The sequence below is a fragment of the Oceanibacterium hippocampi genome, from assembly GCF_900172325.1.
Classification (GTDB): domain Bacteria; phylum Pseudomonadota; class Alphaproteobacteria; order Sneathiellales; family Sneathiellaceae; genus Oceanibacterium; species Oceanibacterium hippocampi.
In genome coordinates this window covers 1,490,092-1,515,237 of sequence record NZ_FWFR01000001.1, presented here as the reverse complement: position 1 = coordinate 1,515,237, position 25,146 = coordinate 1,490,092, and the positions used below count along the sequence as shown (strand labels likewise).

The 25,146-nt window shown below is 68.4% G+C and carries 26 protein-coding genes; 13 read left to right on the top strand and 13 right to left on the bottom strand.

The features are described 5' to 3' along the window. Nucleotides 1-75 precede the first annotated feature (75 nt). The 3 genes from OCH7691_RS07180 to OCH7691_RS07170 all read right to left on the bottom strand — a co-directional run bounded on the left by OCH7691_RS07180 (nt 76) and on the right by OCH7691_RS07170 (nt 3,034). On the bottom strand, nt 76-996 hold the full coding sequence (locus tag OCH7691_RS07180) for a DnaJ C-terminal domain-containing protein (RefSeq protein WP_085882661.1): 921 nt from the start codon (nt 994-996) through the stop codon (nt 76-78). Between the two features lie 40 nt (nt 997-1,036). After that, a complete protein-coding gene (locus OCH7691_RS07175) occupies nt 1,037-2,494 on the bottom strand; it encodes an SEL1-like repeat protein (protein ID WP_085882660.1) in 1,458 nt (485 codons plus the stop codon). 69 nt (nt 2,495-2,563) lie between these two features. Next, nucleotides 2,564-3,034 (bottom strand): RT0821/Lpp0805 family surface protein, encoded by a 471-nt coding sequence (locus OCH7691_RS07170; protein WP_085882659.1) that lies wholly within the window; start codon nt 3,032-3,034, stop codon nt 2,564-2,566. A 237-nt stretch (nt 3,035-3,271) separates the two neighbouring features. Here OCH7691_RS07170 and pdxH point away from each other — a divergent pair, with 237 nt between their 5' ends. The 6 genes from pdxH to OCH7691_RS07140 all read left to right on the top strand — a co-directional run bounded on the left by pdxH (nt 3,272) and on the right by OCH7691_RS07140 (nt 10,100). Beyond that, the gene (gene pdxH / locus OCH7691_RS07165; RefSeq protein ID WP_085882658.1) at nt 3,272-3,883 is read left to right on the top strand and encodes a pyridoxamine 5'-phosphate oxidase; all 612 of its coding nucleotides are present in this window, start codon (nt 3,272-3,274) and stop codon (nt 3,881-3,883) included. A gap of 13 nt (nt 3,884-3,896) precedes the next feature. Continuing rightward, entirely contained in the window at nt 3,897-4,829 is a 933-nt protein-coding gene (locus tag OCH7691_RS07160) for a cation diffusion facilitator family transporter (RefSeq protein ID WP_139839568.1), read from the top strand. Between the two features lie 8 nt (nt 4,830-4,837). Further along, nucleotides 4,838-6,439: a bifunctional aminoglycoside phosphotransferase/ATP-binding protein gene (locus OCH7691_RS07155; protein WP_085882657.1), complete on the top strand. Its 1,602-nt coding sequence runs from the start codon at nt 4,838-4,840 to the stop codon at nt 6,437-6,439. 83 nt (nt 6,440-6,522) lie between these two features. After that, on the top strand, nt 6,523-7,365 hold the full coding sequence (locus OCH7691_RS07150; protein ID WP_085882656.1) for a universal stress protein: 843 nt from the start codon (nt 6,523-6,525) through the stop codon (nt 7,363-7,365). A gap of 118 nt (nt 7,366-7,483) precedes the next feature. Beyond that, nucleotides 7,484-8,695, top strand: coding sequence for a 5-aminolevulinate synthase (gene hemA, locus OCH7691_RS07145; protein ID WP_085882655.1), 1,212 nt, complete (start codon nt 7,484-7,486; stop codon nt 8,693-8,695). Nucleotides 8,696-8,828: 133 nt separating this feature from the next. Continuing rightward, the gene (locus OCH7691_RS07140) at nt 8,829-10,100 is read left to right on the top strand and encodes a PDC sensor domain-containing protein (protein ID WP_085882654.1); all 1,272 of its coding nucleotides are present in this window, start codon (nt 8,829-8,831) and stop codon (nt 10,098-10,100) included. Nucleotides 10,101-10,106: 6 nt separating this feature from the next. Here the strand turns inward: OCH7691_RS07140 and OCH7691_RS07135 are convergent, their stop codons facing one another. The 4 genes from OCH7691_RS07135 to OCH7691_RS07120 all read right to left on the bottom strand — a co-directional run bounded on the left by OCH7691_RS07135 (nt 10,107) and on the right by OCH7691_RS07120 (nt 14,826). Further along, entirely contained in the window at nt 10,107-10,931 is an 825-nt protein-coding gene (locus tag OCH7691_RS07135) for an SDR family oxidoreductase (protein WP_085883552.1), read from the bottom strand. A gap of 67 nt (nt 10,932-10,998) precedes the next feature. Continuing rightward, nucleotides 10,999-11,796 carry an enoyl-CoA hydratase gene (locus OCH7691_RS07130; RefSeq protein ID WP_085882653.1) on the bottom strand — a complete coding sequence of 266 codons (798 nt, stop codon included), beginning with the start codon at nt 11,794-11,796 and terminating at the stop codon, nt 10,999-11,001. Between the two features lie 35 nt (nt 11,797-11,831). Beyond that, nucleotides 11,832-12,902 (bottom strand): MBL fold metallo-hydrolase, encoded by a 1,071-nt coding sequence (locus OCH7691_RS07125; RefSeq protein ID WP_176244954.1) that lies wholly within the window; start codon nt 12,900-12,902, stop codon nt 11,832-11,834. A 124-nt stretch (nt 12,903-13,026) separates the two neighbouring features. Beyond that, complete coding sequence (locus OCH7691_RS07120; RefSeq protein ID WP_085882651.1) at nt 13,027-14,826, bottom strand: acyl-CoA dehydrogenase C-terminal domain-containing protein; 1,800 nt, start codon at nt 14,824-14,826, stop codon at nt 13,027-13,029. Nucleotides 14,827-14,964: 138 nt separating this feature from the next. Here OCH7691_RS07120 and OCH7691_RS07115 point away from each other — a divergent pair, with 138 nt between their 5' ends. The 3 genes from OCH7691_RS07115 to OCH7691_RS07105 all read left to right on the top strand — a co-directional run bounded on the left by OCH7691_RS07115 (nt 14,965) and on the right by OCH7691_RS07105 (nt 18,386). Then, entirely contained in the window at nt 14,965-15,888 is a 924-nt protein-coding gene (locus OCH7691_RS07115; protein ID WP_085882650.1) for a DUF3108 domain-containing protein, read from the top strand. A gap of 61 nt (nt 15,889-15,949) precedes the next feature. Then, a complete protein-coding gene (locus OCH7691_RS07110; protein ID WP_085882649.1) occupies nt 15,950-16,903 on the top strand; it encodes an L-threonylcarbamoyladenylate synthase in 954 nt (317 codons plus the stop codon). Between the two features lie 55 nt (nt 16,904-16,958). Continuing rightward, nucleotides 16,959-18,386, top strand: a complete 1,428-nt coding sequence (locus tag OCH7691_RS07105) for an FAD-binding oxidoreductase (protein WP_217807839.1) — start codon at nt 16,959-16,961, stop codon at nt 18,384-18,386. A 43-nt stretch (nt 18,387-18,429) separates the two neighbouring features. Here the strand turns inward: OCH7691_RS07105 and OCH7691_RS07100 are convergent, their stop codons facing one another. Further along, entirely contained in the window at nt 18,430-18,603 is a 174-nt protein-coding gene (locus tag OCH7691_RS07100; RefSeq protein ID WP_085882648.1) for a DUF465 domain-containing protein, read from the bottom strand. 168 nt (nt 18,604-18,771) lie between these two features. On the opposite strand from OCH7691_RS07100, the gene OCH7691_RS07095 reads away from it, so the two are divergent. After that, a complete protein-coding gene (locus tag OCH7691_RS07095; protein ID WP_085882647.1) occupies nt 18,772-19,356 on the top strand; it encodes a UbiX family flavin prenyltransferase in 585 nt (194 codons plus the stop codon). Here the strand turns inward: OCH7691_RS07095 and OCH7691_RS07090 are convergent. Beyond that, complete coding sequence (locus OCH7691_RS07090; protein ID WP_176244953.1) at nt 19,353-19,910, bottom strand: TIGR02444 family protein; 558 nt, start codon at nt 19,908-19,910, stop codon at nt 19,353-19,355. The two genes, OCH7691_RS07095 and OCH7691_RS07090, sit on opposite strands and share 4 nt — an antisense overlap. Nucleotides 19,911-20,176: 266 nt before the next feature. On the opposite strand from OCH7691_RS07090, the gene OCH7691_RS07085 reads away from it, so the two are divergent. Next, nucleotides 20,177-20,386: a YdcH family protein gene (locus tag OCH7691_RS07085; RefSeq protein ID WP_085882645.1), complete on the top strand. Its 210-nt coding sequence runs from the start codon at nt 20,177-20,179 to the stop codon at nt 20,384-20,386. A 78-nt stretch (nt 20,387-20,464) separates the two neighbouring features. Here OCH7691_RS07085 and OCH7691_RS07080 read toward each other — a convergent pair whose 3' ends face one another. Continuing rightward, a complete protein-coding gene (locus tag OCH7691_RS07080) occupies nt 20,465-21,211 on the bottom strand; it encodes a GGDEF domain-containing protein (protein ID WP_085882644.1) in 747 nt (248 codons plus the stop codon). Between the two features lie 206 nt (nt 21,212-21,417). On the opposite strand from OCH7691_RS07080, the gene purE reads away from it, so the two are divergent. Together purE and OCH7691_RS07070 are read left to right on the top strand one after the other, a co-directional pair. Then, nucleotides 21,418-21,924: a 5-(carboxyamino)imidazole ribonucleotide mutase gene (gene purE, locus OCH7691_RS07075; RefSeq protein WP_085882643.1), complete on the top strand. Its 507-nt coding sequence runs from the start codon at nt 21,418-21,420 to the stop codon at nt 21,922-21,924. Further along, nucleotides 21,921-23,027: a 5-(carboxyamino)imidazole ribonucleotide synthase gene (locus tag OCH7691_RS07070; RefSeq protein WP_085882642.1), complete on the top strand. Its 1,107-nt coding sequence runs from the start codon at nt 21,921-21,923 to the stop codon at nt 23,025-23,027. Before purE ends, OCH7691_RS07070 begins: the two co-directional genes overlap by 4 nt. Nucleotides 23,028-23,039: 12 nt before the next feature. On the opposite strand, the gene OCH7691_RS07065 is transcribed toward OCH7691_RS07070, so the two are convergent. From OCH7691_RS07065 to def, 3 genes are read right to left on the bottom strand one after another with little or no spacing between them, the layout of a single operon-like run. After that, a complete protein-coding gene (locus tag OCH7691_RS07065; RefSeq protein ID WP_085882641.1) occupies nt 23,040-23,780 on the bottom strand; it encodes an SDR family oxidoreductase in 741 nt (246 codons plus the stop codon). After that, a complete protein-coding gene (locus OCH7691_RS07060; RefSeq protein ID WP_085882640.1) occupies nt 23,777-24,448 on the bottom strand; it encodes a COQ9 family protein in 672 nt (223 codons plus the stop codon). The genes OCH7691_RS07065 and OCH7691_RS07060 overlap by 4 nt, the downstream gene beginning before the upstream one ends. 3 nt (nt 24,449-24,451) lie before the next feature. Then, nucleotides 24,452-25,033, bottom strand: a complete 582-nt coding sequence (gene def, locus OCH7691_RS07055; protein ID WP_085882639.1) for a peptide deformylase — start codon at nt 25,031-25,033, stop codon at nt 24,452-24,454. Between the last annotated feature and the right edge of the window lie 113 nt (nt 25,034-25,146).

The following is a 25,146-nucleotide window of genomic DNA, read 5'->3' as shown; positions in this document are numbered from 1 at the left end:
GGCAAACCGCGCGGCGCGGCGAACGCGGCCAATCGTGCGCTGGCATCCAGACGGCCGGGAGCGGGCGCAGGCAGTCTATAACTTGTCGATGTCGTCGCGGACGCTGTAGCCCTTCCCCGCCGCCCAGCGGGAGACCCATTTCTTCAGTTCCGGGTCGGGCTTCTCGGGCAGCACGATCTTGAGCGTGACATACTGATCGCCGGTCTGCCCGGTCTTGGCGTTGGCAATTCCCTTACCCTTCAGCCGCAGCGTCGTGCCGGAGTTCGATCCTTCCGGGACAGTCAGCGTCACCTGACCGGTCGTCGTCGGAACCTTGATGCGGGCGCCGAGCACCGCTTCGGGCAGGGTCACCGGGACCTCGATGCGGAGGTCGTTGCCATCGCGGCGGAACAGCGGATGCTCGCGGATCGAGACCTCGATCAGGGCATCGCCGGCGCCGCCCGCGCCCTGCTCGCCCTGGCCCTTCAGGCGGATCTGCTGGCCTTCCGTGATCCCGGCCGGGATGGAGACGTCGATCTGCCGCCCGTCGGCGAGGCGCAGCCGCTTCTTCGCCCCGCGCGCGGCGTCGAGGAAGTCGACCTTCAGGGCATATTTCTTGTCGCCACCGCGGGTCGGCGGCGCCTGGCGGGCGCCGGGCCGGCGAAAACCGCCGAACAGGTCGGCAAAAATGTCGCCGCTCTCGTCCGGTTCGAAATCGAAGAAGCCGCGCCCCCGTCGTGCCCCGCCTTGCCCGCCCGCGGCACCCGGGCCGGGTCCCGGCCGCACCACCCGCTGCTGGCCGTTCTCGTCGATCTCGCCCCGGTCGTAGCGGGCCCTGAGGGTCTCGTCGGCGAGAATATGGTAGGCGGCCGAAACTTCCTTGAAGCGCTCGCCGACGATCTGGTCGCCCGGGTTCCGGTCGGGATGGAGCTCCTTCGCAAGGCGGCGATAGGCCGCCTTCACCTGCGCCGGGCTGGCGTCACGCGTGATGCCTAGTCTGTTGTAGAGATCAGCCATGATTCCAAGCCTATGACGGCAACTATTACCGCAGTCTCAATCAATTCGCGGACGCGGGCGCTTCGCCGGCGGCGATGGCCAGGCGCGCCGCTTCCGCATGCTCGCCAGCGGACATTTCGGCGTCAAGCAGGCGCAACGCGCGGTCGGCGATCGCGACTCCGCCCGCCGCCGCCCGCCTCAGCCAGAGATGGGCGCGGGCGCGATCGACCGGAACCCCGAGACCGTCGCGATAGAGCACGCCGAGCCAATACTGCGCCTCGGCGGTGCCGGACAGCGCGAACGGCAGCAGCAACACCTGGGCGCGACCATAATAGCCCTTTTCATAGGCAAGCATGGCATCGCCGAGCGGTTGCGGGCCGGCCCCACGCGCCGCGCCGTCCTCGGGATCGCTCAGCGTCTCGACCGCGACATTCGTGGCGAAGCCGTCCGGCCCCGTGACCGCCGGCCCGGGCGCGGCCTGCGCGTCGTCGTCTTCGTCGTCGTCGCCGAACAGCGAGGCGATGCCGCCGATCACGTCGACCTGCGCCTCGTAGACGGGCTCCGGCGCTTTCGGCCGCGGCTTCGCTGCCAATGCGGCAGGCGCGGCAGGCACGTTGGCGGTATCGTCCGACACACGCGGCGGCATGGCCTGGGGCGCGACCACCGGCATCGGCGCGATCACCACGACCGGTCCCTGGTCGGTCGGCCGGCCGGCCGGCGGCGACGCTGTCGCCGGGCGGGCACCGACGGCCGCAGCGGCAGCGGCGGTCGACGGCGCGACGGTCGCGGTGGCCGGCGCGCGGGCGGCAACGCGCGGCGCAGCCGGCTCGGGCGTTGCCCCGGCAGTGGCTTCCGGTTCGGATTCGGATTCCGCTGCCGATGCGGTTTCCGGTTCCGGCGCGGGCACGGGCCGGGCAGCCTGCGCGGATGGCCCGGGTTGCGGCGCCTCGATCGCCGCCGTCTCGACATCCGGATTGCGCACCACCAGCCGCGACATCGCGTCGATTGCCCGGCGGTCGCCGGCGCGGGCCGCGAGATTGTACCAGGCAAGCGCCTTCGGCTGGCTCTTCGAGGTCCCGATGCCAAGCTCGTGCATGCGGCCGAGATTGTAGGCGGCGGCGACGTCGCCCTGCTGGGCCGCGCGGACGAACCAGTCGAGCGCCTCGGCCTCGTCCTTCTCGACGCCCTCGCCCTTCAGGTAGAGATAGGCGAGGTTGCTCTGGGCACGCGCGAAGCCGAGATCGGCGGCCTGGCGATACCAGGAGGCGGCGGCGGCGAGATCCTTCTCGACGCCCTGGCCGAGCCGGAAGAGGTGGCCGATATTGCGCTGCGCCGCGGGATCGCCGTCGCGGGCAAGCGGCAGCCATTCCTCGTAGGCCTTTCGGTAGTCGCCGGCATCGTAGGCGGCAACGCCGTCGGCGAAATCGGCCCGCGCCGGACCCGTAGCGCCGAGCAGTGCCGCCCCGGCGACGGTCAGACCGAAAAGGGCGGCGCGCGCCGCATGGCGGCGCCGATGCATTGTCGAGAATTCGCTCAAGGTTTCAGGAGCCCTGCCCTGCCAGTCATGCTGACCGCCTCGTTCCGGGCGCTACTGGACGATACGCCAGCTTCCGTCGGGCTGCCGGCAAGCCACACCATAGGCATTTTGACGCTCGCCGCCGACAATAATCTCCTGCTGGAACTCACGGCAATACTTGCCGGACGACGAGGTTCCGTCGCGCAACGGCGTTACCGTGCCGTGATTTCCGCTGTCCGGGTTGTTCCAGGTGATCGGCTCGCCGATCGGCGCGTTGTAGGCCTTGTTCTGGGCGCGCTCCAGCGCCGCTTTGTCGGCACGGTCGAGCGAACGGCCGATCTCGCCGCCAAGCGCGGCGCCGAGGAAGGTGCCGACCGCGACCCCGATCAGCCGTCCCGTGCCGTGTCCCACCTGCGAGCCGAGCAGCGCGCCACCGACGCCACCGAGCACGGTGCCGGCGGTTTCCTTCTCACCGGCAGTGGAGGTGCAGCCGGCAAGCGACAATGCCACGAGGCCAGCAACGATCATCCTGCCAATACGCATTCGCCATCTCCAGTCGGTGTTGTGGCGCCCATGCCAGGCACGCCGTCACGCCGTACATAATATAAAACCGTCGTCCGGGCGATTAAAGTGACGGCGGCCCGGTCGGCGATCGCGGGGCAGCCAGGGGGCGCGCAGGGACGGCAAGCGTTCGACAAGCTTCGGGCGCCACTGATAGGATGAGCCGCCGTCTCCGCACGGCCCGACCGAAGACTGTTCGATCCCTGGAGTTCGCCCCCGATGACCGAGGCCAGTACCGCCGATTTGTCCATGTTCGACCGCGACCCGCTCGCCCTTTTCGGCGAATGGATGGCGGCGGCGGATTCCGCCGAGCCGAACGACCCGAACGCCATGGCGCTGGCGACCGCCGATCCGGAAGGCCGGCCGTCGGTGCGCATGGTGCTGCTCAAGGGTTACGACGCACGGGGCTTCGTGTTCTTCACCAACCTGGAGAGCCGGAAGGGCAGCCAGATCGCCGGGAATGGCTGGGCGGCGCTCTGCTTCCACTGGAAGAGCCTGCGCCGGCAGATCCGCATCGAAGGCCAGGTGATGCCGGTGAGCAGCGCGGAAGCGGACGACTATTTCGCGAGCCGGCCGCGCGAGAGCCGCATCGGCGCCTGGTCGAGCGCCCAATCGCACCCGATGGAAACGGCGGATGCGCTGCGCCGGGCGATCGACGCCAATACCGCGAAATTCGCCGGCGGCGAGGTGCCGCGCCCGCCCTTCTGGTCCGGTTTTCGGGTCGCGCCCGAACGGATCGAGTTCTGGCACGACCGGCCCTTCCGCCTGCACGACCGGGCGCTCTATCTGCGCGAGGGAGGCGGCTACCGATGCCAGCGGCTCTACCCGTGACGCCGGCGCATTCATGAGCGAACAGGCGACCCCTGTGAGCGCCTCGGCTGTCGACACCGAGCGGCTGATGCGCCGGGCGACCTATGCCTCGGTCACCGTGGCCGCGATTCTCATCGCCGCCAAGCTCGTCGCCTACTGGCTGTCGGGCTCGGTGGTGATGCTGAGCATGCTGGTCGATTCGATGCTCGACGCCGCCGCCTCGCTGATCAACCTGCTTGCCGTCCGCCATGCGCTGACCCCGGCCGATACCGAGCACCGCTTCGGCCACGGCAAGGCGGAGCCGCTCGCCGGGCTCTTCCAGTCGGCCTTCATTGCCGGTTCGGCGGTCTTCCTGCTGTTCGAATCCGCCAATCGGGCGCTGCATCCGCAGCCGATCCAGAACGACACCATCGGCATCGCCGTCATGGTGCTCTCGATCGCCCTGACGAGCGGCCTCGTGCTGTTCCAGCGCCATGTCATCCGGCAGACCGCCTCGGTGGCGATCTCGGCCGACTCGCTGCATTATTTCGGCGATCTCCTGACCAATGCCGCGGCGATCGTCGCCCTGATCCTGGCCGGACGCTTCGGGCTGATCTACGCCGATCCCCTGTTCGGCATCGCCATCGCGCTCTATATCGGCTGGACCGCCTGGCAGATCCTGCGCAGCGCCTTCGACCACCTGATGGACCGCGAACTGCCCGACGAGCTTCGCGAGCGGATCCAGGCCATCGCCCTCGCCCATGAAGAGGTTCGCGCCATGCACGACCTGCGGACGCGGGCCGCCGGCATGCAGACCTTCATCCAGTTCCATCTCGAGCTCGACGGCAAGATCAACCTGCTGCGCGCCCACAATATCGCCGAGCAGGTCGAGGCGGAAATCCTCGCCGAATTCCCGGAGGCGGAGGTGATCATTCACCAGGACCCGGTCGAGATCGACGAGCCGATGCCCGACTTCGCGAAAGAGTAGCCCCGCAGGTGATTGTCGACGATCAACGCGATGTCGTCGCCTGGCTGGACAGCCCGGCGTCGTGGAAGCTGCTCGGTGCGGGCGGGCCGGCCGGCGGTGGCGCGGACGCGGAGACAGTCGAGCGGATTTCCACCCATGGCGCCCATGTCTTCCTGAACGGCGATCGTGCCCTCAAGCTCAAGCGCGCGGTGCGCTTCGACTACATGGATTTCTCGACCGTCGAGCAGCGCGAGCGCTTCTGCAGGCTGGAAATCGAGCTCAATCGCCGCACCGCGCCCGGGATCTACCTCGGCGTGCGGCGGATCAGCCGCGCCGGCGACGGCAGCCTTGCCTTCGATGGCGACGGCGAAACCGTCGACTGGCTGGTCGAGATGCGGCGCTTCGACCAGGCCGGCCTGTTCGACCGGCTGGCCCGCGACGGAGAGCTGACGCCGGCCCTGATCGAGGCCGCCGCCGATGCGGTCGCCGACTTCCATCGCGGGCTCGAGCCGCGCCGCGACCATGGCGGGGCCGGCGAGACCGAACTTGTCCTCGACGTCTCGGTCGACCAGTCTGAGCGTTATGTGCCCGGGTTGTTCGACGCCAGCGAGGTGGCGGCGTTGCGGACCGGGATGCGCGAAGCCTGCCGCCGGCTCGCACCGCTGATCGAGGCCCGCCGCGCCGACGGCCATGTCCGTCACTGTCACGGCGATCTCCATCTCCGCAATATCTGCCTCGTCGACGGTCAGCCGACGCTGTTCGACTGCATCGAGTTCAACGACGCCTTCGCCGTCACCGACACGCTCTACGATCTCGCCTTCCTGCTGATGGACCTGCTGCACCGCGACCTGCGCCCGCTCGCCAACCGGGCCCTCGGCCGCTACCTGGCCGGCATGGGCGCGCTCACCGGGGCCGGCGAGAGCGACGAGATCGGCGGGCTGGCGCTGATGCCGCTCTTCCTGGCGATGCGGGCCAGCATTCGCGCCCACGCGACAGCAACGATGGCCGACGACGACCCGACCAGCGAGCGCGGCCGGGCGCTTGCCGCCGAGGCACGCGACTACTTGCGCAGCGCGCACCGTTTCATCACCCCGCCGCCGCCGCGGCTGATCGCCATCGGCGGCTTTTCCGGCAGCGGCAAGAGCACGATCGCGCGCGCGCTGGCGCCGGACATCGGCGCTGCCCCCGGAGCGCTCGTCCTGCGCAGCGACGTCATCCGGAAACGCCTGTTCGGCCGCGCCGAGACCGAGCCACTGCCGCAGGACGCCTATCGCCCGGAGGTCTCGGAACGAGTCTACGCGATGCTCGGCGCGCGCGCGGCGGAAGCGCTTGCGGCCGGTTCGGCGGTGATCGCAGACGCGGTTTTCGATCGCGAACCGGACCGGGCGCGGATCGCCGACGTCGCCGCCCGGGCCGGCGTGCCGTTCGACGGGTTTTGGCTCGAGGCCTCGAAGGCGGCGCTCGCGCGCCGCATCGCGCAACGCCGCGACGATGCTTCGGACGCCGACGTCGCGGTCCTCGAAAGCCAGCTCGCCCGGGGCGGCCACGCCGGGGAATGGCGGACCGTCGACGCGGGCGGTTCCATCGAGGCCGTTTCCGAGGCCGTGAGAAACGCCTTAAAGGGGCGATGAACTCGGCATATACTGAGCGTCATAGTAGGGCTTCCGATCCGGGCCAGAGAATCCGGACGGGTGGCGAAATGGGAGAATAGTGTATGACCATCAAGCGTATCCTGCTGGCTCACGGCGGCTTGGAAGACCAACAGGTCGGCCTTGCCACAGCCCTGGAACTGGCCCGCCAGTTCGAGGCCGAGGTCGAGGTATTCCATGCCATCACCGACAGCCGCGACGCGGTCGCCTTCGTCGGCGAGGGCATGACCAGCGCGATGATCGAAGGTGTCATCGCGATGGCCGAGAAAGACGCGGCGGAGCGGCGGGTGCGGGCCCGCAAGTATTTCGACGAAGCCCGCAGCAGTGCCGCGCCCGAGCTGCAGGGACGGCTTGAGTTCGTCGAGCATGTCGGCCGCGAGGACGAACTGGTCGGCGCCCACGGCCGCATGTTCGATCTGATCGTCGCCGCCCGTCCGAGCGGCGAGACGAGCGCCTCCAAGCAGCTCACCCTCGAGGCGGCCCTGCAGGAAACCGGCCGCCCGGTGCTGATCGTCGGTGCCAGCAAGCCGAAGATCGCCGACGCCCGGATCGCCATCTTCTGGAACGGCTCGGTGGAATCCTGCAAGGCGATCACCGCCGCGCTCCCCTTCCTTCGCGTGGCGTCCGGTGTCGTGCTGTTCTCGGTCAACGTGAGCGCCGACAACGGTCTCACGGCGGCCGACGCGGTGCGATATCTTGCCGCACACGGGATCACCGCGACCCACAAGGAAATCGACGAAGGCGGCAGGGCCACCGGCGACGCTCTGATCGACAAAGCCCAGCAATGCGGGGCGGAATTGCTGGTCATGGGCGCCTTCACCCACAGTCGCCTGCGCCGGCTGATTTTCGGCGCCGTGACAGGGGCCGTCATAGAGGGCAGTCCGATCGCCGCGCTCATGATCCATTGACCCAAAAGCGCTTTCCCGTAATTCTGACCCTGGATGGCGCTGTCGCGGAGCGACCTGGCGCTGTCCTGCTTCGAATTTGACAAGGCTCACGGGTCGGGCCAACGGACTGGGAACGCTCATGGACTATCAGCGGATTTTCGCCGGCGCCATCGCCTCGCTGAAAGACGAGGCGCGTTACCGCGTCTTCACCGAACTCGGACGCCATGCAGGCGCCTTCCCGAAGGCGACCAACTTTTCCCGCACCGGTGAGCCGCACGTCACCGTCTGGTGCTCGAACGATTACCTCGGCATGGGCCAGAATGCCGACGTCATGGCGGCGATGCGCGAGGCGGTCGCACGCTACGGCGCCGGGGCCGGCGGCACGCGGAACATTTCCGGCAACAACCATCCGCTCTGCCGGCTCGAGGCCGAACTGGCCGATCTGCACGGCAAGGAGGCCGGGCTGGTCTTCACCTCCGGCTTCGTCTCGAACGAGGCGGCGATCTCGACCATCGCCCAGCTGCTGCCCGACTGCCTGATCCTGTCGGACGCCCTCAACCATGCCTCGATGATCGCCGGGATCAAGCACTCGGCCTGCGAAAAGCAGATCTTCCGCCACAACGACGTCGATCACCTGCGCAGTCTCCTGAAGGCGCAGCCGCGCGAGCGGGCCAAGCTGATCGTCTTCGAATCGGTCTACTCGATGGACGGCGATATCGCGCCGATCGCCGATTTCTGCGACCTGGCCGACGAGTTCGGCGCCATGACCTATCTCGACGAGGTGCACGCGGTCGGCCTCTACGGTCCGCGCGGCGGCGGCATCGCCGATCGTGAGGGCCTGATGGACCGGATCGACGTCATCGAGGGAACGCTCGCCAAGGCATTCGGGATCATGGGCGGCTATATCGCCGCCAACCAGGACATCTGCGACGCCGTGCGCTCCTACGCGCCGGGCTTCATCTTCACCACCGCCCTGCCGCCGGCCATCGCGGCTGGCGCGCTGACCAGCGTCCGCCATCTGAAGCAAAGCAATGCCGAGCGCGAACGTCACCAGGAACGGGCGGCGACGCTGAAACGGATGCTGGCCGATGCCGGCCTGCCGGTGATGCACACGCCGACCCATATCGTGCCGGTGATGGTCGGCGACGCGGCGCTCTGCAAGCAGGCGAGCGACATGCTGCTCGACGATTACCGGATCTATATCCAGCCGATCAACTTCCCGACCGTGCCGCGCGGCGGGGAGCGGCTGAGAATCACGCCATCGCCGCTGCACAGCGATGCGATGATGCAGCATCTCGTTGCCTCCCTGCAGGAAGTCTGGGGACGGCTGGGCCTTCGCGCCGCCGCCTGAGACTGCCTGCCTTTGCCGGCTGGAGACGACGACCCGCCCGATCGCGCCACGCCGGTGGGCGCAGTTCGCCGCTTGTGATGCCCAAACGGTCGCGTCACAATGCGCCCATCCGCCACGTCTACGGGAAGGCGCCATGCTCTCGCGCTCCATCGTCCGGACGATCGTCGCCGTCCTCGTCGGTTGCCAGCTGGTGACCCTGGTGCTGGTCGGCCTCTGGTTCGTTCATTCGAGCCGTGGCGAACTGCGGTCCCTGGCCCGGCGCAATGTCGAGACGGTCATCGCCCGCGCGGTGGCGCTGACCGACAGCTACCTGCAGCCGGCGGAAGCCGCGGCCGCGCTGTCGCAGAACCTGATCGATCGCGGCGTGCCGGCATCCGACAACAGCGCGGCGCTGGAACTGCTGTTCTTCGAGCAGCTGAAGAACCATCCGCAACTCGCCGGTCTCTACCTCGGCCTCGCCGACGGCAGTTTCCACTATGTCATGCGGGACGACAGCAAGGGCCCCGGCGGCTTCCGCACCAAGTCGATCGTCATCGACGACACGCATCGGCGGACCGAGCTGGTCTGGCGCCGCGCGGATTTCCAGCAGGTCGAGGCGGCGCGCGACGACAACGACGATTTCGACCCCAGGACCCGTGACTGGTACCGCAAGGCGAAGAGCGCCCAGGGCCCGATCTGGACCGACCCCTATGTCTTCTACTCGTCACGCAAGCCGGGCATTACCGCCGCCGCGCCGCTCGAGGGCGCCGACCGGAAACTCGCCGGCGTGGTCGGAGTCGACATCGAGATCAGCAAGCTCTCGCAATATCTCCGGCAGCTCAGCATCGGCTTCGCCGGCACCGCCTTCATCGTCGGCCCGGACGGCGGCATCATCGCCCATACTCAGCCGGAAACGGTTGTCCAGGTGACCGACGACCGGGCCCGTCCCGTGCGGTTCCGCCGCAGCGAGGAACTCGCCGGGGTCGGAGGCGCCGTCTCGGCCGAGATCCTCAGCCGCATGAAGCAGGGCGTCATCCCCGAACAGCCGGTGCTCACGACCTTCAGCTTCGAGGACAAGACCTACCAGCTGGGCGTCGCCCGGATGTCGCGGAACGAGCGTCCCTGGCTGCTCGCCGTGCTGGTGCCGGAGGGGAGCGTGGTCGACGCGGCGCGCGGCAGCGAGTTGATGCTCATCGGCGTCGCGGTGATTTCCATGCTGATCACGCTGGCTTTCGCGCTGGTGCTCGCGCGCAGCCTCGGCCGCCCGATCGCCCAGCTGCAACGGAATGCACGGCGCATCCAGCGCGACGATTTCGGCGGCGTCGAGGAGGTCCAGAGCCACTACGCCCAGTTCCGCGAGGTCGGCGACGCGATGAAGCATCTGGCCGACTCGCTGCGCCGCCGGATGCCACCGACGGGCCTCTGAGCCTGCCTAGAGGAAGAAGTCCGGCAGCAGATCCTTTTCCTTGCCGCCCTCGTGCAGGTAAACCGAGAAATCGGTCACGCCCTCGGCGCGCAGCAGGTCGTCGTCGATGACGAAGTTGCCGGTGAATTCCGCCGACGGCTTGGTCAGGATCGCATGGGCGGCGTCGGCCATGATCTCCGGCGTGCGACAGCGGATCGAGACGCCCTTGCCGCCCAGCATGGCCATTGCCGCCGTGTCGATCGCGGTTCGCGGCCAGAGCGCGTTGAAGGCGATCCTGTCGCGCCGGAATTCCTCCGCCATGCCGAGCACGCACATGCTCATCCCGTATTTCGCCATCGTGTAGGCGACATGCGAACCGAACCAGTGCGGCACCATGTTGAGTGGCGGCGACAGGTTCAGGACATGCGGGTTGTCTGCCTTCTTCAGGTACGGGATGCATTTCTGCGAGCAGAGATAGGTGCCGCGCGTGTTGATCTGGTGCATCAGGTCGTAGCGCTTCATCGGCGTCTGCAGGGTGCCGGTCAGGCTGATCGCCGAGGCATTGTTGATCAGGATGTCGATGCCGCCGAAGGTCTCGGCGGTCTTCTCGACGGCGGCCTCGACGGTTTCCTCTTCCCGGACATCGACGATGCAGGGCAGCGCCCGCCCGCCGGCCGCCTCGATCTCCTCGGCCGCCGTGTAGATCGTCCCCGGCAGCTTCGGATGGGGCTCGGCGGTCTTGGCCGCGATCGCGATATTGGCGCCGTCCCGGGCCGCGCGCAGCGCGATGGCAAGCCCGATGCCACGGCTCGCGCCGGTGATGAACAGGGTCTTTCCGGCCAGATCGGCCATGACCGCCTCCCTCATCGTTTGCTGTTGTCGTTCCCGGCCGGTTTCGCCGGTTGCGCCAAGGCTAGCACTATTTCCCGGTGAAACGCGGCTCCCGTTTCTCGGCGAAGGCCGTGACGCCCTCGGCCCAGTCCTCGGACGCGGCGCTGTCGGCGAAGGACCAGGCCTCGCGGGCGAGCTGGCTTTCCAGCGAGTTGCCGAGCGAGGCATTGAGCAGCGCCTTGGTGTTGGCGATCGCCCGCGCCGGTCCGGCAACGAAGCGGGCGGCGAGCTTCGCCGTTTCGGCCTCGAGCGTCTCGGCCGGCACGACATAGTTGACCAGCCCGAGATCCCTGGCCGTCGCCGCGTCGAAGCGGTCGCCGAGCAGGGCGATCTCCATCGCCTTCTTCATGCCGACAATGCGCGGCAGGAAATAGGAGCCGGAACCGTCCGGGCTGGTGCCGATGCGGACATAGGCGAGCGTGAAGAAGGCCTTGTCGGCGGCGATCACCATGTCGCAGGCCATCGCCAGCGACAGGCCGAAACCGGCCGCGGCGCCCTGGACACTGGCGATCACCGGCTGCCTCAGCCGGCGCATGGTGAAGATCACCGGATGCAGCTTGTGGATCCGCGCCTCGAAGCGGCGACGCCGCTCCTCCGGCGGCAACTTGGCCAGCGGCCCGAAGCCCTTGACGTCGCCACCGGCCATGAAATGCTCGCCCGCGCCCTTCAGCACGACGCAGCGGACGGACGGATCGCCCTCGATATCGGTCAGGAATTCGCCGAGCCCCTGGACCATCGCCTCGGACAGCGCGTTCAGGACTTCCGGCCGGTTGAGCGTGATGGTCGCGACGCCATCCGCCTTGTTCATCAGAATATCGTCACTCATCCCGTTCACTCCCGGAGACTCTTCTGGTTGGCCGGTCAGGCGGCGGCTTCCTTGCCGACCGTCTTCGGTACCTGGAAACGGTACACCGCGTCGGCATCGACGGTTCGTTCGATCAGCCCGTCGCCGAGCAGGCAATGGAGATGGGCGAGCCCCTCGGCCACGCCGAGATAGGTCTCGAACTCGTTCAGGTTCGGGCGGAACAGCAGCGGCACCACGTCGGTCGCCCGCAGGCTCTCGGCACAGGCGCGAAGCAGCCGGTCGAGGCGGAGCTGGTGGTGCTCGCGATAGTAGTCGAGCCGTTCGTGCAGGCCCTGGAAGACGTCGCCGTGGGCGGGCAGCACCGTCGTCTCGCCGGGCAGGGCGCGCAGCCGCGACAGCGACGCCAGGAACAGGCTGAGCGGGTTGGCCTCCGGCTCGGCCGAGTAGACGCCGATATGCGGGGTGATGCGGGGCAGGACCTGATCGCCGGAGATCAGCAGTCCCAGATCCTCGCAGTGAAGACAGGCATGCTCCGGGCTATGGCCGCGGCCGACGACGATGCGCCAGTCATGGGCGCCGATGCGCACGCTCTCGCCATCGGAAAGCCGGCGGAAGGCGCGCGGGATCGGCGAAACGGAATTGGCGTAATTGTTGACGCCACGGGCACGCAACTGGCCGATCGCCTCCTGCGAGAAGCCGAGCCGCAAATGGTAGTCGACCACCTCGTCCGGCATTGCCTCGGTGCGGTCGAGCGACAGCATGCGGCCGAAGGTCCATTCGCCGTGGCTCATCGAAAGCGTCGCCCCGGTTTCCTGCTGGAGCCAGCCGGCAAGGCCCAGATGGTCCGGGTGGAAATGGGTGCAAATGATACGTCGGACCGGGCGGCCGCCCATCTCGTCGGCCATGACGCGGCGCCAGATCGCCTTTGCCTCGTCGCTCGGATAGCCGGTATCGACGATCGTCCAGCCGTCGCCATCCTCGAGCAGCCAGCAGTTGATGTAGTCCAGGCCCTTGAAGGGGATCGGCAGACGGAGCCAGAAGACGCCGTCGGTCACCGCCATGACCTGGCCGGATTCGGGCCGCCCGTCGAGCGGGTAGACCATGCGGTCGATTTTCTTACTGGACAATACGCGAACCTCGTCAACCGGATGAACTTCGCACTGCAGCATCGACTGTGCAGCGCAGAATGTCTTCAACGCTAGTTGACGTTTACGTCAACGTCAAACGGCGAGGCGGCGCCCGCCGCGCCGCTCAGGAAGCAAGCGCGTCGGCACCGATGGCGAACAATAGCTCCGGGCCAGCCATCGCCGCCGCCCGGTTGGCGTCGACCTGGGGCAGGACCTGGGTTGCATAGAAGCGCGCAGTGACGATCTTCGCCTCGAGCTGTTCGCGGTTCCCGGCCCCGCCGTTCAGCGCGGCATTCGCGGCCAGGGCCGAACGGCCGAGGAAATGACCGCCAAGGGCGTAGCCGAACAGCTTCAGGAACGGCGTCGCGCCGGCCAGCCCGGCATTCGGATCGTTGGCCATGTTGGCGAGCAGCCAGTCGCTGGTCTCGGCCACCACGTCGGCGGCCCGCGACAGCGGATCGGCGATCGCGCCGAGATCGCCGCCGGCACCCGACAGCGCCTCGGCGGTCGCCCGCATCTCGGCGATCAGTTCGCGCACCGTCTCGCCGCCCAGCATCGGCAGCTTGCGACCGACCAGGTCGATCGCCTGGATGCCGTTGGTGCCCTCGTAGATCGGCAGGATCCGGGCGTCGCGGTAATATTGCGCGGCGCCGGTTTCCTCGACGAAGCCCATGCCGCCGTGAATCTGCACGCCGATCGAGGCGATCTCGCAGCCGAGGTCGGTTGACCAGGCCTTGGAAATCGGCGTCAGCAGTTCGGTCAGCGCCTGCCTGGCCTCGCGCACGGCCGGATCCGGATGGTGCCGGGCGGCGTCGAGCGCCGCGCCGTTCACATAGAGCAGGCAGCGCATCGCCTCGACCTGCGACTTCATCAGCATCAGGTTCCGGCGCACGTCGGCATGTTCGATGATCGCCGCGCTCTCGGTCGCGGGCATGCCGGGCGTACGGCCCTGGCGACGCTCGGCGGCGAAGGCGAGCGCCCGTTGATAGGCCCGCTCGGCGATTGCCAGCCCCTGCAGGCCGACCGAGATCCGGGCCGCGTTCATCATCGTGAACATGCAGCGCATGCCCTTGTTCTCGGCGCCGAGCAGGTAGCCGACGCAGTCGCCCTCGTCGCCGTAGGACATGACGCAGGTCGGGCTGCCGTGAATGCCGAGTTTCTCTTCCAGCGAGACGCAGCGGACATCGTTTCGCCGGCCGAGGCTGCCATCCGCCTCGACGAGGAATTTCGGCACGACGAACAGCGAGATGCCGCGCGTGCCCGGCGGTGCGTCGGGCAGCCGGGCGAGCACGAGGTGGACGATATTCTCGGCCATGTCGTGTTCGCCATAGGTGATGAAGATCTTCTGGCCGCTGATCCGGTAGGTGCCGTCGCCGCGCGGTTCCGCCTTGGAGCGGAGTGCGCCGACGTCGGAGCCGGCCGAGGGCTCGGTCAGGTTCATGGTGGCGGACCATTCGCCGCTCACCATCTTCGCCAGGTAGGTCGCCTTCAGCTCGTCCGAGCCGTGCGCCTCCAGCGCCTCGATGGCGCCCTGGTTCAGCAGCGGGCAGAGCGAGAAGGCGAGATTGGCGGAATTCCACATTTCCATCGCCGCCAGCGTGACCGCCCAGGGCAGGCCGCCGCCACCATATTCCGGATCGAAGGGCATGCCGTTCCAGCCGCCCTCGACATAGGCGCGATAGGCCTCCTTGTAACCGGGCGGGGTGGTCACGACGCCGTCGGCGAGGCGGCTGCCGGTGCGATCGCCGGAATAGTTGATCGGGTCGAGAATCTGGCTCGCCATCTTGCCCGCCTCTTCGAGCACGGCGTCGACAAGCTCCGGTTCGGCAGCGTCGAGGCCCGGCAGGGCGGCGAGCGCCTTCAGGTCGACGATGTTGTTGAGCACGAAGCGCATGTCGCCGAGCGGCGCGCGATAGTCGGCCATGCCAGTTTCTCCCTGACGATTCTGATCGGAGATGAATTTGTCGCACCAGATATAGGCGCAAGCCGCGGCGCACGACAACGGCGAATACACATTCCGCCGAGGCAGCCTATATCTCCGGGTGGACGAAAACTGCTAGACATGATCCGTCACAAGGAGGGTGCGCCCTTGCCCGAAGCCCGGTCCGTCTCAGCCTTGTCGATCGCCGCCCTGGTCCTGACGCTCGGCGCCGCGGCACCCGCCGCCGCAACCCCGCCCGAGCGGATCTCGCTCGGCTACGAGGTCTATGCGGGCGGTTTCCATTTTCTCGACATCGACATCACCGCGGCGCTGACCGCCGAGGGCTACCGGATCGAAAGTGTCGTCAACGGACGCGGACTGGTCGATTTCTTCCGCAAGATAAGGCTCGAATCGGAATCGGTCGGCGACGCAGAGTTGACGCCGAGGCGTTTCAATACCCGGGACGCCAGCCGCGAGGACGGCCGGCGGACGGCGATCGTGTACCGCCCGGACGGCAAGCGGGATGTCACCATCGAGCCGGATTCGAAGAAACCCGAACCCGGCGAGGAAGTACCGGACGAGCTTCGCCGCAGCGCCCTCGACCCGCTGACCGCGGTGCTCGCCTCGGCCGTCGAGCGCGACCCGGAGGCGATCTGTTCCAGCACCATGCCGATCTTCGACGGCCGCCGCCGCTTCGACCTGAAATTCTCGGCGCCCCGAACCGACAGCCTGAAGACCTCCGGCCAGTCGCGCTTCGCCGGCGAAGCCGTGCGATGCCAGGTGAGGGTCGAACCGATCGCCGGATTCAGCGACGCCGACGACTGGCGTTCAACCGACGCCGACCGGGACCGCACCGCGATCTGGATCGCCCGCTTCCCGCAAAGCGGTCTTTCTCTGCCGGTTCGTTTCCAGGCCAACGCCCCGGTCGGCAGTTTCATCGCCCACCTGACCCGGTTCGAGACGACCGATCTGACGGCGGAGAAGCAGGCGGACAACCCCGTGGACGACCTTGTGGACACCGGCAAGCTGGTCGACGGCATGCCGGGCTCAGCGTCGGCGGACTAGCCCCCCGGACGCGGCGATTCGTCACTGGACGGCGGCCTCGCCGACGCTAGACTGCGCCGTCATGTCACGATCCGACAATCTGTACGACGCGACCCCCGATGCGATCGGGGCGGCGGCGGCGCTTCTCCGCGACGGGCGGCTTGTCGCCTTTCCGACCGAGACCGTCTACGGGCTCGGCGCCGACGCCACCAGCGACCGCGCGGTCGCGGGGATTTATGCCGCCAAGGAACGGCCGAGCTTCAATCCGCTGATCTCGCACGTCGCGGAACTAGCCATGGCGCGCCGCCTCGGCCGCTTCGGCGACGCCGCCGAGGCGCTGGCCGCCGCCTTCTGGCCCGGCCCGCTGACCATGGTCTTGCCGCGCACCGAAGATTGCCCGGTCTCGCGGCTGGCCTCGGCCGGCCTTGCCAGCATCGCGATCCGGCTGCCGGCGCACCCGGTCGCCCAGGCCCTGCTCGCGGCGACCGGCCGCCCGGTGGTGGCGCCGAGCGCCAACCGCTCCGGCCAGTTGAGCCCGACCCGGGCCGCGCATGTCCTGCGCAGTCTCGGACAGGCGCCGGCGATGATCCTCGATGGCGGCGCCTGCGCCTTCGGCCTCGAATCCACCGTGGTCGGACTGGCCGGCCCGGAACCGCTGCTACTTCGCCCCGGCGCCATCGCCCGCGAGGCGATCGAGGCCGTGATCGGCCCGCTCGGCAGGCCGGCGACGAACGGCCAGGGCCCCAGTCCCGGCATGATGGAAAGCCATTACGCTCCGGCCGGGGCGGTCCGCCTCGGGGCGACGGCGCGACGGGCGGGCGAGCACTGGCTCGGCTTCGGACCGGAGGCGGCCGGCGCCGATCTCAATCTCAGTCCGAGCGGGGATCCCGTCGAGGCGGCGGCAAACCTGTTCGCCATGCTGCATGCCCTCGACGAGGCCGGCGCGAGCACGATCGCCGTGAGCCCGGTACCCGACGTGGGGCTCGGGGTGGCGATCAACGACCGGCTTCGCCGGGCGGCGGCGCCGCGCCCCTGAACGGCCGTTGGCCCGGGACCTGCGCCGATGCTTGCAGGGCCCGGAAGGCTGGGCTATGTCGAACGGCATGGCAGAAGTCAACGCAGCGCTCATCCAGCGCCTGAGCGATATCGTCGGACCTGGCGGGGCGCTCACCGAACCGGCGGATGTCGAGCCCCATGTCGTCGAATGGCGCGATCTCTATCGCGGCCGGACGCCGCTCGTCCTGCGCCCCGGCAGCACCGAGGAAGTCTCGCGCATCCTCGCGCTCTGCAACGAGACGCGCACCCCGGTCGTCCCCCAGGGCGGCAACACCTCGCTGGTCGGCGGCTCGATCCCCTTCGACGGCAACGACGAGGTGGTGCTCTCGCTCTCGCGCATGAACCGGGTGCTGGAGATCGATCCGCTGAACGACACGATGCTGGTCGAGGCGGGCACCGTGCTCGCCAACATCCAGCAGGCCGCCGACGATGCCGACCGGCTGTTTCCTCTGCGTATCGGCTCGGAAGGCAGTTGCCAGATCGGCGGCAACCTGTCGACCAACGCGGGCGGCGTCGCCGTGCTCCGCTACGGCAACGCACGCGACCTGGTGCTCGGGCTGGAAGTCGTGCTCGCCGACGGCCGCGTCTGGAACGGCCTCCGGGGCCTCCGCAAGGACAATACCGGCTACGACCTGAAACAGCTCTTCGTCGGCGCCGAGGGCACGCTCGGGGTGATCACCAGGGCGGTCCTGAAGCTCTATCCGAAGCCGAAGGCGCAGCGCACCGCCTTCGTCGCGGTGCCCGGCGTGCGGCCGGCGCTCGACCTCTTCTCGCTCGCCCGGGGCATCGCCGGCGACCGGCTGACGGCCTTCGAACTCATGCCGCGGATCGCCCTCGACATGGTGCGGAAGAACGTCCCGGGTGTCACCGACCCGCTGCAGGGCCGCCATCCCTGGTACGTGCTGCTGGAGCTTTCCGCGGCGCGCGAGAGCGACATGGGCACGATGGCCGAGGACCTGCTGGCCGAGGCGATGGAGAAGGGCCTCGTGGTCGACGCGACGATCGCCGCGAGCGAGCGCCAGTCGAAGGCGCTGTGGCATATCCGGGAGGAGATTTCCGGCGCCCAGAAGCCGGAAGGCGGCAGCATCAAGCACGACATCTCGGTGCCGGTCTCGAAGATGGCCGAGTTCATCGAGCGCGCCGACGCGGCGGTCGCGGCGCTCATCCCGGGGGTCCGCAGCGTCGCCTTCGGCCATGTCGGCGACGGCAACGTGCACTACAACCCGCTACAGCCGGCGGGCGCCGACAAGGCGGCCTTCCTTGCCCGCTGGCAAGAGGTCAACGACCTCGTGCACGGCATCGCGCACGACCTCGGCGGCAGCATCAGCGCCGAGCACGGACTCGGGCGCATGAAGCGCGAGGAAATCCTGCGCTACAAGTCCGATGTCGAGATGGCCATGATGCGGTCGTTGAAGGCAACCCTCGACCCCAACGGCATTCTCAACCCGGGCAAGACGATCTGACGCGGACGGACCGCCGTGGCGGCCCGTCGGCGCGCCGGTCCGGCTAGTGTATCTCGTGCTCGAGCTCGGCGATCCGTTCCTTGAGCTTGAGCTTCTTTCGCTTGAGATCCGTGAGCTTGATGTTGTCGGGACTGGGGCGGTGGACTTCCTGTTCGATCCGTTCGTCGAGGCTGCGGTGCTTTTCGTTCAGCTGCCTGAGATGGTCAACGAGCGACATTGGCAAACGTCCTCCGTACAGAGCCATGGTTGTGCCTTGCGACACATCCCTACTAGAACAGGTGGGTCAGGACTTGTCAGCCTTCAAGACTCTGCCATCCTGTGATTTCAACCGACGGGCGGACCATCCCGCCGGGAACTGCCGGACGAAGCGGAAAGGATATTCGGGATGGCGAACGCGGGTCCCCTCGTGATCGGAATAAGCGGCGCGTCGGGCTCGGTCTACGGCATCCGCCTGCTCGAAGCCTGCCGCGAATTGCGAATCGAGAGCCACCTCGTGGTCTCCAAGGCGGCCGAGCTGACGATCGCCTACGAAACCGACCGGAAGCCGGCCGAGATCAAGGCGCTCGCCGATCATGTCCATCCGGTCGGCGACATCGGCGCGGCGATCGCTTCCGGCTCCTTCCGGACCCGCGGCATGGTCATCGCGCCCTGCTCGATCCGCAGCGCCGCCGAGATCGCCACCGGCATGACGACCACCCTGCTGACCCGCGCCGCCGACGTGACGCTCAAGGAGCGCCGCCGGCTGATCGTGATGCCGCGCGAGACGCCGCTTCACACCGGGCACCTGAGAATGCTCACGCAATTGTCGGAGATCGGCGCCATCATCGCGCCCCCGATGCCGGCCTTCTATGCCCGCCCGGACAGCCTCGAGGCGATGGTCGATCACAGCGTCGGACGCCTGCTCGACCTGCTGGAGATCGACAACGACCTGGCGCGACGCTGGCAGGGCCGGCCGGAAGGCCGCGCCTAGATCCAGTCGGCGACCAGCCAGTCCTCGACGCTCGGGAAGGCGGCGCTGACGAGGATGCGGAGTGCCGCCCGGTCGGTCTCCTCGTCCAGCCCGATCGCGAGAATGGCGAAATAGCGCGACAGGTTGACCGCAGCGTCGCGGGCCTGGCGATGCGCCTCGAAACTGCCTGTTCCGAGTCGCGTCATGCCGGCACTCAGGATGAGCTGCTCGACATGCTCCCCATGCAGCTCGATGTCGGCGATCACCCGCCGCAGTTCGTCGGCAAGCTGGTAGGGCGCCGGCGCGGCGCCGCCCTTGAGGTAGCGGCGCAGGTCCCGCAGCGGGAGGATCACGTTGTCCCGCCAGGCCGCCACCCTGTCGATCGCCGATTCGAGTTCGCCGTCCTCGAAGGTGCCGCGCCCACTCGCCGCGACCCAGCAGCAGAAGAGCAGCAGATTGACGTCGATGCCATGGCGATCCTGCAGCGCGAGCGAGGCCTCGGCGACCCCGTCGCGGGCATAGAGCCGCGAGGAAAAATCCCAGAACTCATTGGGTGGAAAACTCGTCGGCGACATCGCACGCCCGTCCCGCTTCTCCCGGTTCCTGTCAAAAGCGGATCTGTGCCGCCCGTTCCATGCCCCCCGCCAGCCGGTCGCCGAAGTCGCAAAAGGCAATCTTCGCCTAGGCTTGGGCCGACATGGATGGTAGTCTATCGGGGTTGAATTGGACATCCGCAGCGAACTGTGGATAGGATCCGGTTCCGGTCGCCGGATGCGACCTGCCGTGCGATCTGGACCCTTCTGGAACGTGGGAGGCAACAACGCATATCTCGACGGAATCCATGACAGACATATCCGACCCGGAGGAATTGCAGTCCGCGCTGATGAAGCTGCGGATGGAGCATGGGGATCTGGACGCCGCCATCGACGCGATGGCAACCGGGACGAGTTTCGACAGGCTGCAGATTCAGCGTCTGAAGAAACGCAAGCTCGTCCTGAAGGATCAGATCGCCAAGCTGGAAAGCAGTCTCCTGCCCGACATCATCGCCTGAACGGCGATGGAGCCGTCCCGCCGGGGCGGCTCGCGGGGGACTGCGACAGATCGAACGGGTGGCCCCGGTGGCGGCCGCTTAGCTGGCTTTCCGGGCGGATGCCTTGTGCGCGTACATCGCCTCGTCCGCCGCCGCCAGCGCCGCCGCGGGCTCGTCCCCCGGGCGGAAGGTATAGACGCCGAAGGACAGTTCGATTTCGATTTCCGTGCCGTCGTGCAGGTATTTGTTCTGGCGCACCGAATCGACCAGGAAGGTGGCTTTCTCCTGTGCCCGCGCGCCCTCGGCCTGGACCAGGATGACACCGAATTCGTCGCCGCCGAGCCGGCCGACGACATCCGAGCGGCGGACGTTGTCGACGATGGTCCCCGCGACCGATTTCAACACCTCGTCACCGACCGCGTGGCCATAGGTGTCGTTGATAGCCTTGAAATTGTTCACGTCGAAATAGACCAGGCTGGCGGTCCCGGCCTCGCCATAGCGGTCGGCGAAGGCGATCAGACGGGTCAGTTCGCGCACGAAGGCCCGGCGATTGTAGATCGCCGCCAGCGAGTCGAGATCGGCCAGTTTCTCCATCTCGCCGAGACGCTTGTTGCTTCGGTCGAGTTCGCTGCGCAGCGTGTCGACCTCGCGCATCAGCGTCATGATCGCATCGCGGACTTTCGGCGTCAGCTCGTTCTCCGGGATTCCCAGGATCGTGGTGACGTCGTTGATATCGCGCGAGGGCGCCGCTGCCCCGGCGGCCCGCCCTTCACTGGAATAGCCGGTCGGCCGGGGTCCACTTACCGCCGTCGCGCCCGAAGCGCGATTGCGATCACCGATCTTCATTCGAGCATGCCATCTGCTACCACTGGTTCCCGTCGATCCGATCGGTTCTAGCCGAACTCGCCGCCGTCAGTGATGCCATTAAGCCGGTTCTGGGTCAACGAAAGGTTAATATGCCCGCGTGGCCATTGCCTGACGGAACCGGCTCCGTATACTTCACCGCTTTCCCGGACCCGGAGGGGTCCGCGACGACAGGGAGAGCGAAAGGTATGGCGGCGCTGGTCGGCATTATCATGGGCAGCCAGTCCGACTGGCAGACGATGCGGCACGCCGCCGGGATACTGGACGAGCTCGGCATCGCCCACGAAACGCGGATCGTCTCCGCCCACCGCACGCCGGACCGGCTCTACGACTATGCCGGCAGCGCCGTCGAACGCGGCCTCACGGCAATCATCGCCGGCGCCGGCGGCGCCGCCCACCTGCCCGGCATGGCGGCCGCGATGACGCCTGTCCCGGTCCTCGGCGTGCCGGTCGAGAGCAAGGCGCTCAAGGGCATGGATTCGCTGCTCTCGATCGTCCAGATGCCGGCCGGAATACCGGTCGCCACATTCGCCATCGGCCGCGCCGGAGCGGTCAACGCGGCCTTGTTCGCCGCCGCCATGGTCGCCCGCACCGATGCGACCGTCGCCGCCGCGCTCGACGCCTGGCGGGCGCGCCAGACGGCGGCCGTCGCCGACGCCCCGGTCGATGAAGCTCCCGAAGACAGCCGGGCATGACCGCGCTGCCGCCGGGTTCGACGATCGGCATCCTGGGGGGCGGCCAGCTCGGCCGCATGATGGCGATTGCCGCCGCCGAAATGGGCTACCGCACCCACATCTTCGCGCCCGAGGCCGATCCGCCGGCCGCCCAGGTAGCGAACGAGACGACGCGCGCCGGTTATGACGACGAGGCCGCGCTCGACCGGTTCGCGGCCGCGGTCGATGCGGTCACCCTGGAGTTCGAGAATATCCCGGTCGCGGCCCTCGCCCGCCTCGGCCGGGCAACGCCTGTGCGCCCCGGCCCGTCGGTACTGGCGGTCACCCAGGACCGGCTGGCGGAGAAGGATTTCCTGACCGGCCTCGGCCTCGGCACCGCACCCTACCGCCAGGTCGACGACGCGGCCGCGCTCGACACCGCCATCGCGGCCATCGGCACCCCGGCGATCCTGAAGACCCGCCGGCTCGGCTACGACGGCAAGGGCCAGGCCGCGATCAGGACCCCGGGCGATGCGGCCGCCGCCTGGGAGGCGATCGCGGGCGCGCCCGCGATCCTCGAGGGCTTCGTCGATTTCCGCATGGAGGTTTCCGTGGTCGCGGCCCGGGGGCTCGGCGGCGAGGTCGCCTGCTTCGTCGCGGTCGAGAACCGGCACCGCGATCATATCCTCGACGTCACGATCGCGCCGGCCCCGCTCGACGAGGCGACCGCGGCGGAGGCCGTGGCGATGGCCGGCCGGATCGTCACCGCGCTCGACCTGGTCGGCCTGCTCGCGGTCGAGATGTTCGTCACCGGCGACGGCCGCCTGCTGGTCAACGAACTGGCGCCCCGGCCGCACAATTCCGGGCACTGGACGATCGAGGGCTGCGTCACCAGCCAGTTCCGGCAGGCGATCCGCGCCGTCGCCGGCCTGCCGCTCGGCTCGCCCGACCGCCATGCGAACGCGGTGATGCGGAACCTGCTCGGCGACGAGGCGGACGACTGGGCGGCGATCCTCGCCGATCCGAAGGCGGCGCTGCATATCTATGGCAAGGGCGAGGCCCGCCCCGGCCGCAAGATGGGCCATGTCACCTGGCTTTTCCCGCTCGGCGAGACGCCCGATCCGGCAGCCTGCGGCCGCCGCTGAGCGCCCGCCCGATCAGGCCCAGCCGCCGGCGAAGGCGAGCACCTGTCCGGTGATGAAATCCGACTGGCCGGAGGCGAGGAAGACCAGATAGGCCGCCGCCTCTTCCGGCTTGCCGAGCCGGCCGAGCGGGATCTGCCGGGTAATCTTCGCCATCGCCGCCTCGTCGGCGAGCAGCGCCTCGGGGAAATAGCTCGGACTCTCGACGAAATTGGGCGCCAGCGCGTTGACCTGGATATTCGCCTTGCCGAGTTCGCGGGCGAGCGATTTCACCAGCCCGTTGGCGGCCTCGCGCGCGGCCGCGTAAATCGAGTAATTGGCCAGGCCCTGCAATGGCGCCGCCGAGGTGACAAGGATGATCTTGCCCGCCCGGCGCGGCTTCATCGCCTTGGCCGCCGCTCCGGCAACCGCGAAGGGGGTAACGGCAAGGGCCTCGAGCGCGGCCCGGAAATCGTCCCGACCGGCCGCGTCGACGAGAATCCGGTGGGCCGGGAAATGGTCGTTGCTGACGACGACGTCGAGCGGGCCGACCTCGGCTTCCGCCCAGGCGACGCAATCCTCGGCCAGCGGTTCCGGCGCGACGATGGCGTCCGGATGGGCGGCGCCGAACGCCGCCGCCCGCTCGGCGTCGGCAAAGCCCTCGTCGTGACAGACCAGCCTCGCCCCGGCGGCGAGGAAGGCCGGAACGGACGGCGGGCCAACGAAATGAGTGACATTGGTGACGAGGATCGTGCGCCCATCCAGCGGCCGGCTCATGCGTCGCCCCGCCGCGCCCAGGCGCCGATCACCGCGCCCGGCCGTCGCGGCCGCCGGACCAGCCCGCCAATCCTGTCGAGCCGGCCGCCGAGCCGTCCTTTCACGGTCTGGATCTTCATCACGTCGTCGATGCGCCGGTCGAGGAACCGCCAGGTCGCGGCGGATCCTTCCGAGCGGTCGTTCAGCCAGTAGAGCAGGGTCGAGGAATAGACCCCGGCGAGCAGCATCCGCTTGGTGTAGTAATTGAAGTCGGCAGCACGGTCCCCGGCCGCGTACCACATGGCATCGACCGTGCGGTGCAGCCGCCGAAGCGCCGCCGGGGCGTTCTGCGGCGCCATCTCGTGCGCCAGCGCCCGCCGGATCGCCTCGCGCCAGGGCGCGTTCTGCTCGAGCCGAACCTGCACGGCGGTGCGGATGCGGTCGCGGATCTTCATCGACGGCAGGTCGCGTGCCTCCAGCGCCTCGACCATTTCCCGGTCGGCCTCGGCGATGAAGAAGCCGATCATCTCGCGGACGCCGCCGGGAAAGGCCCGGACCGCCATCGCCGGCTCGAATCCGGCCGCCTCGACCGCCGCCGTCAGGGTCTTCGCCGTCCAGCCGTCGAAGGCCACGTTCGGCAGCGCCGCTGCGAGAATCCGCCGGCGCTCCTCCTCCAGATGATGGGCCATCGCCTAAGCCACCTCCTCGTCGTCCGCGCCGTCCCCGTCCGGGGCGGCTGCCGTCTGATGCCTGAATTCGCTCTCGAAGACCAGCCTCGACAGATCCGTCATGCGCTGCGGATAGAGCACGCCGTCAAGATGGTCGCATTCATGCTGCACGACCCGGGCATGGAAGCCGCGCGCCTCGCGCTCGATCAGGCTGCCGTCCGGGGCAAGCCCGCGATAGCGGATATGGTCGTGGCGCGGCACCAGGCCGCGCAGTCCCGGAACCGAGAGACAGCCCTCCCATCCCGCGACCATGGTCTCGCCAAGCGGCTCGATCTCCGGGTTGATGAGCACCGTGAACGGCACGCCGCCCTCGCCTTCGGCCGCGCCGTCCTCGGCGGCGGCGCGGGCAGCCGGCACGAAGAACATCACCAGCCGTGTCGGGACATGAACCTGGGTGGCGGCAAGCCCGACCCCGCCGGCATCCTCCAGCGTCTCGATCATGTCGACGATAAGCCGGGCGATTTCCGGGTCGCCGGGGTCGGCGACGGGCGGTGCCGGCCGCGCCAGGACAGGGTGCCCCATGCGGGCAATCTTCAATATGGCCATGGCCTTACTATGGCGACGGTAGAAACGGTGGTAAAGGCCGGCAAAAAGCACTAGGATAAGTGCGAAAGTTCAATTCAAAGACCTTCACGGGGGCCGGTCGCTGTGATATGACC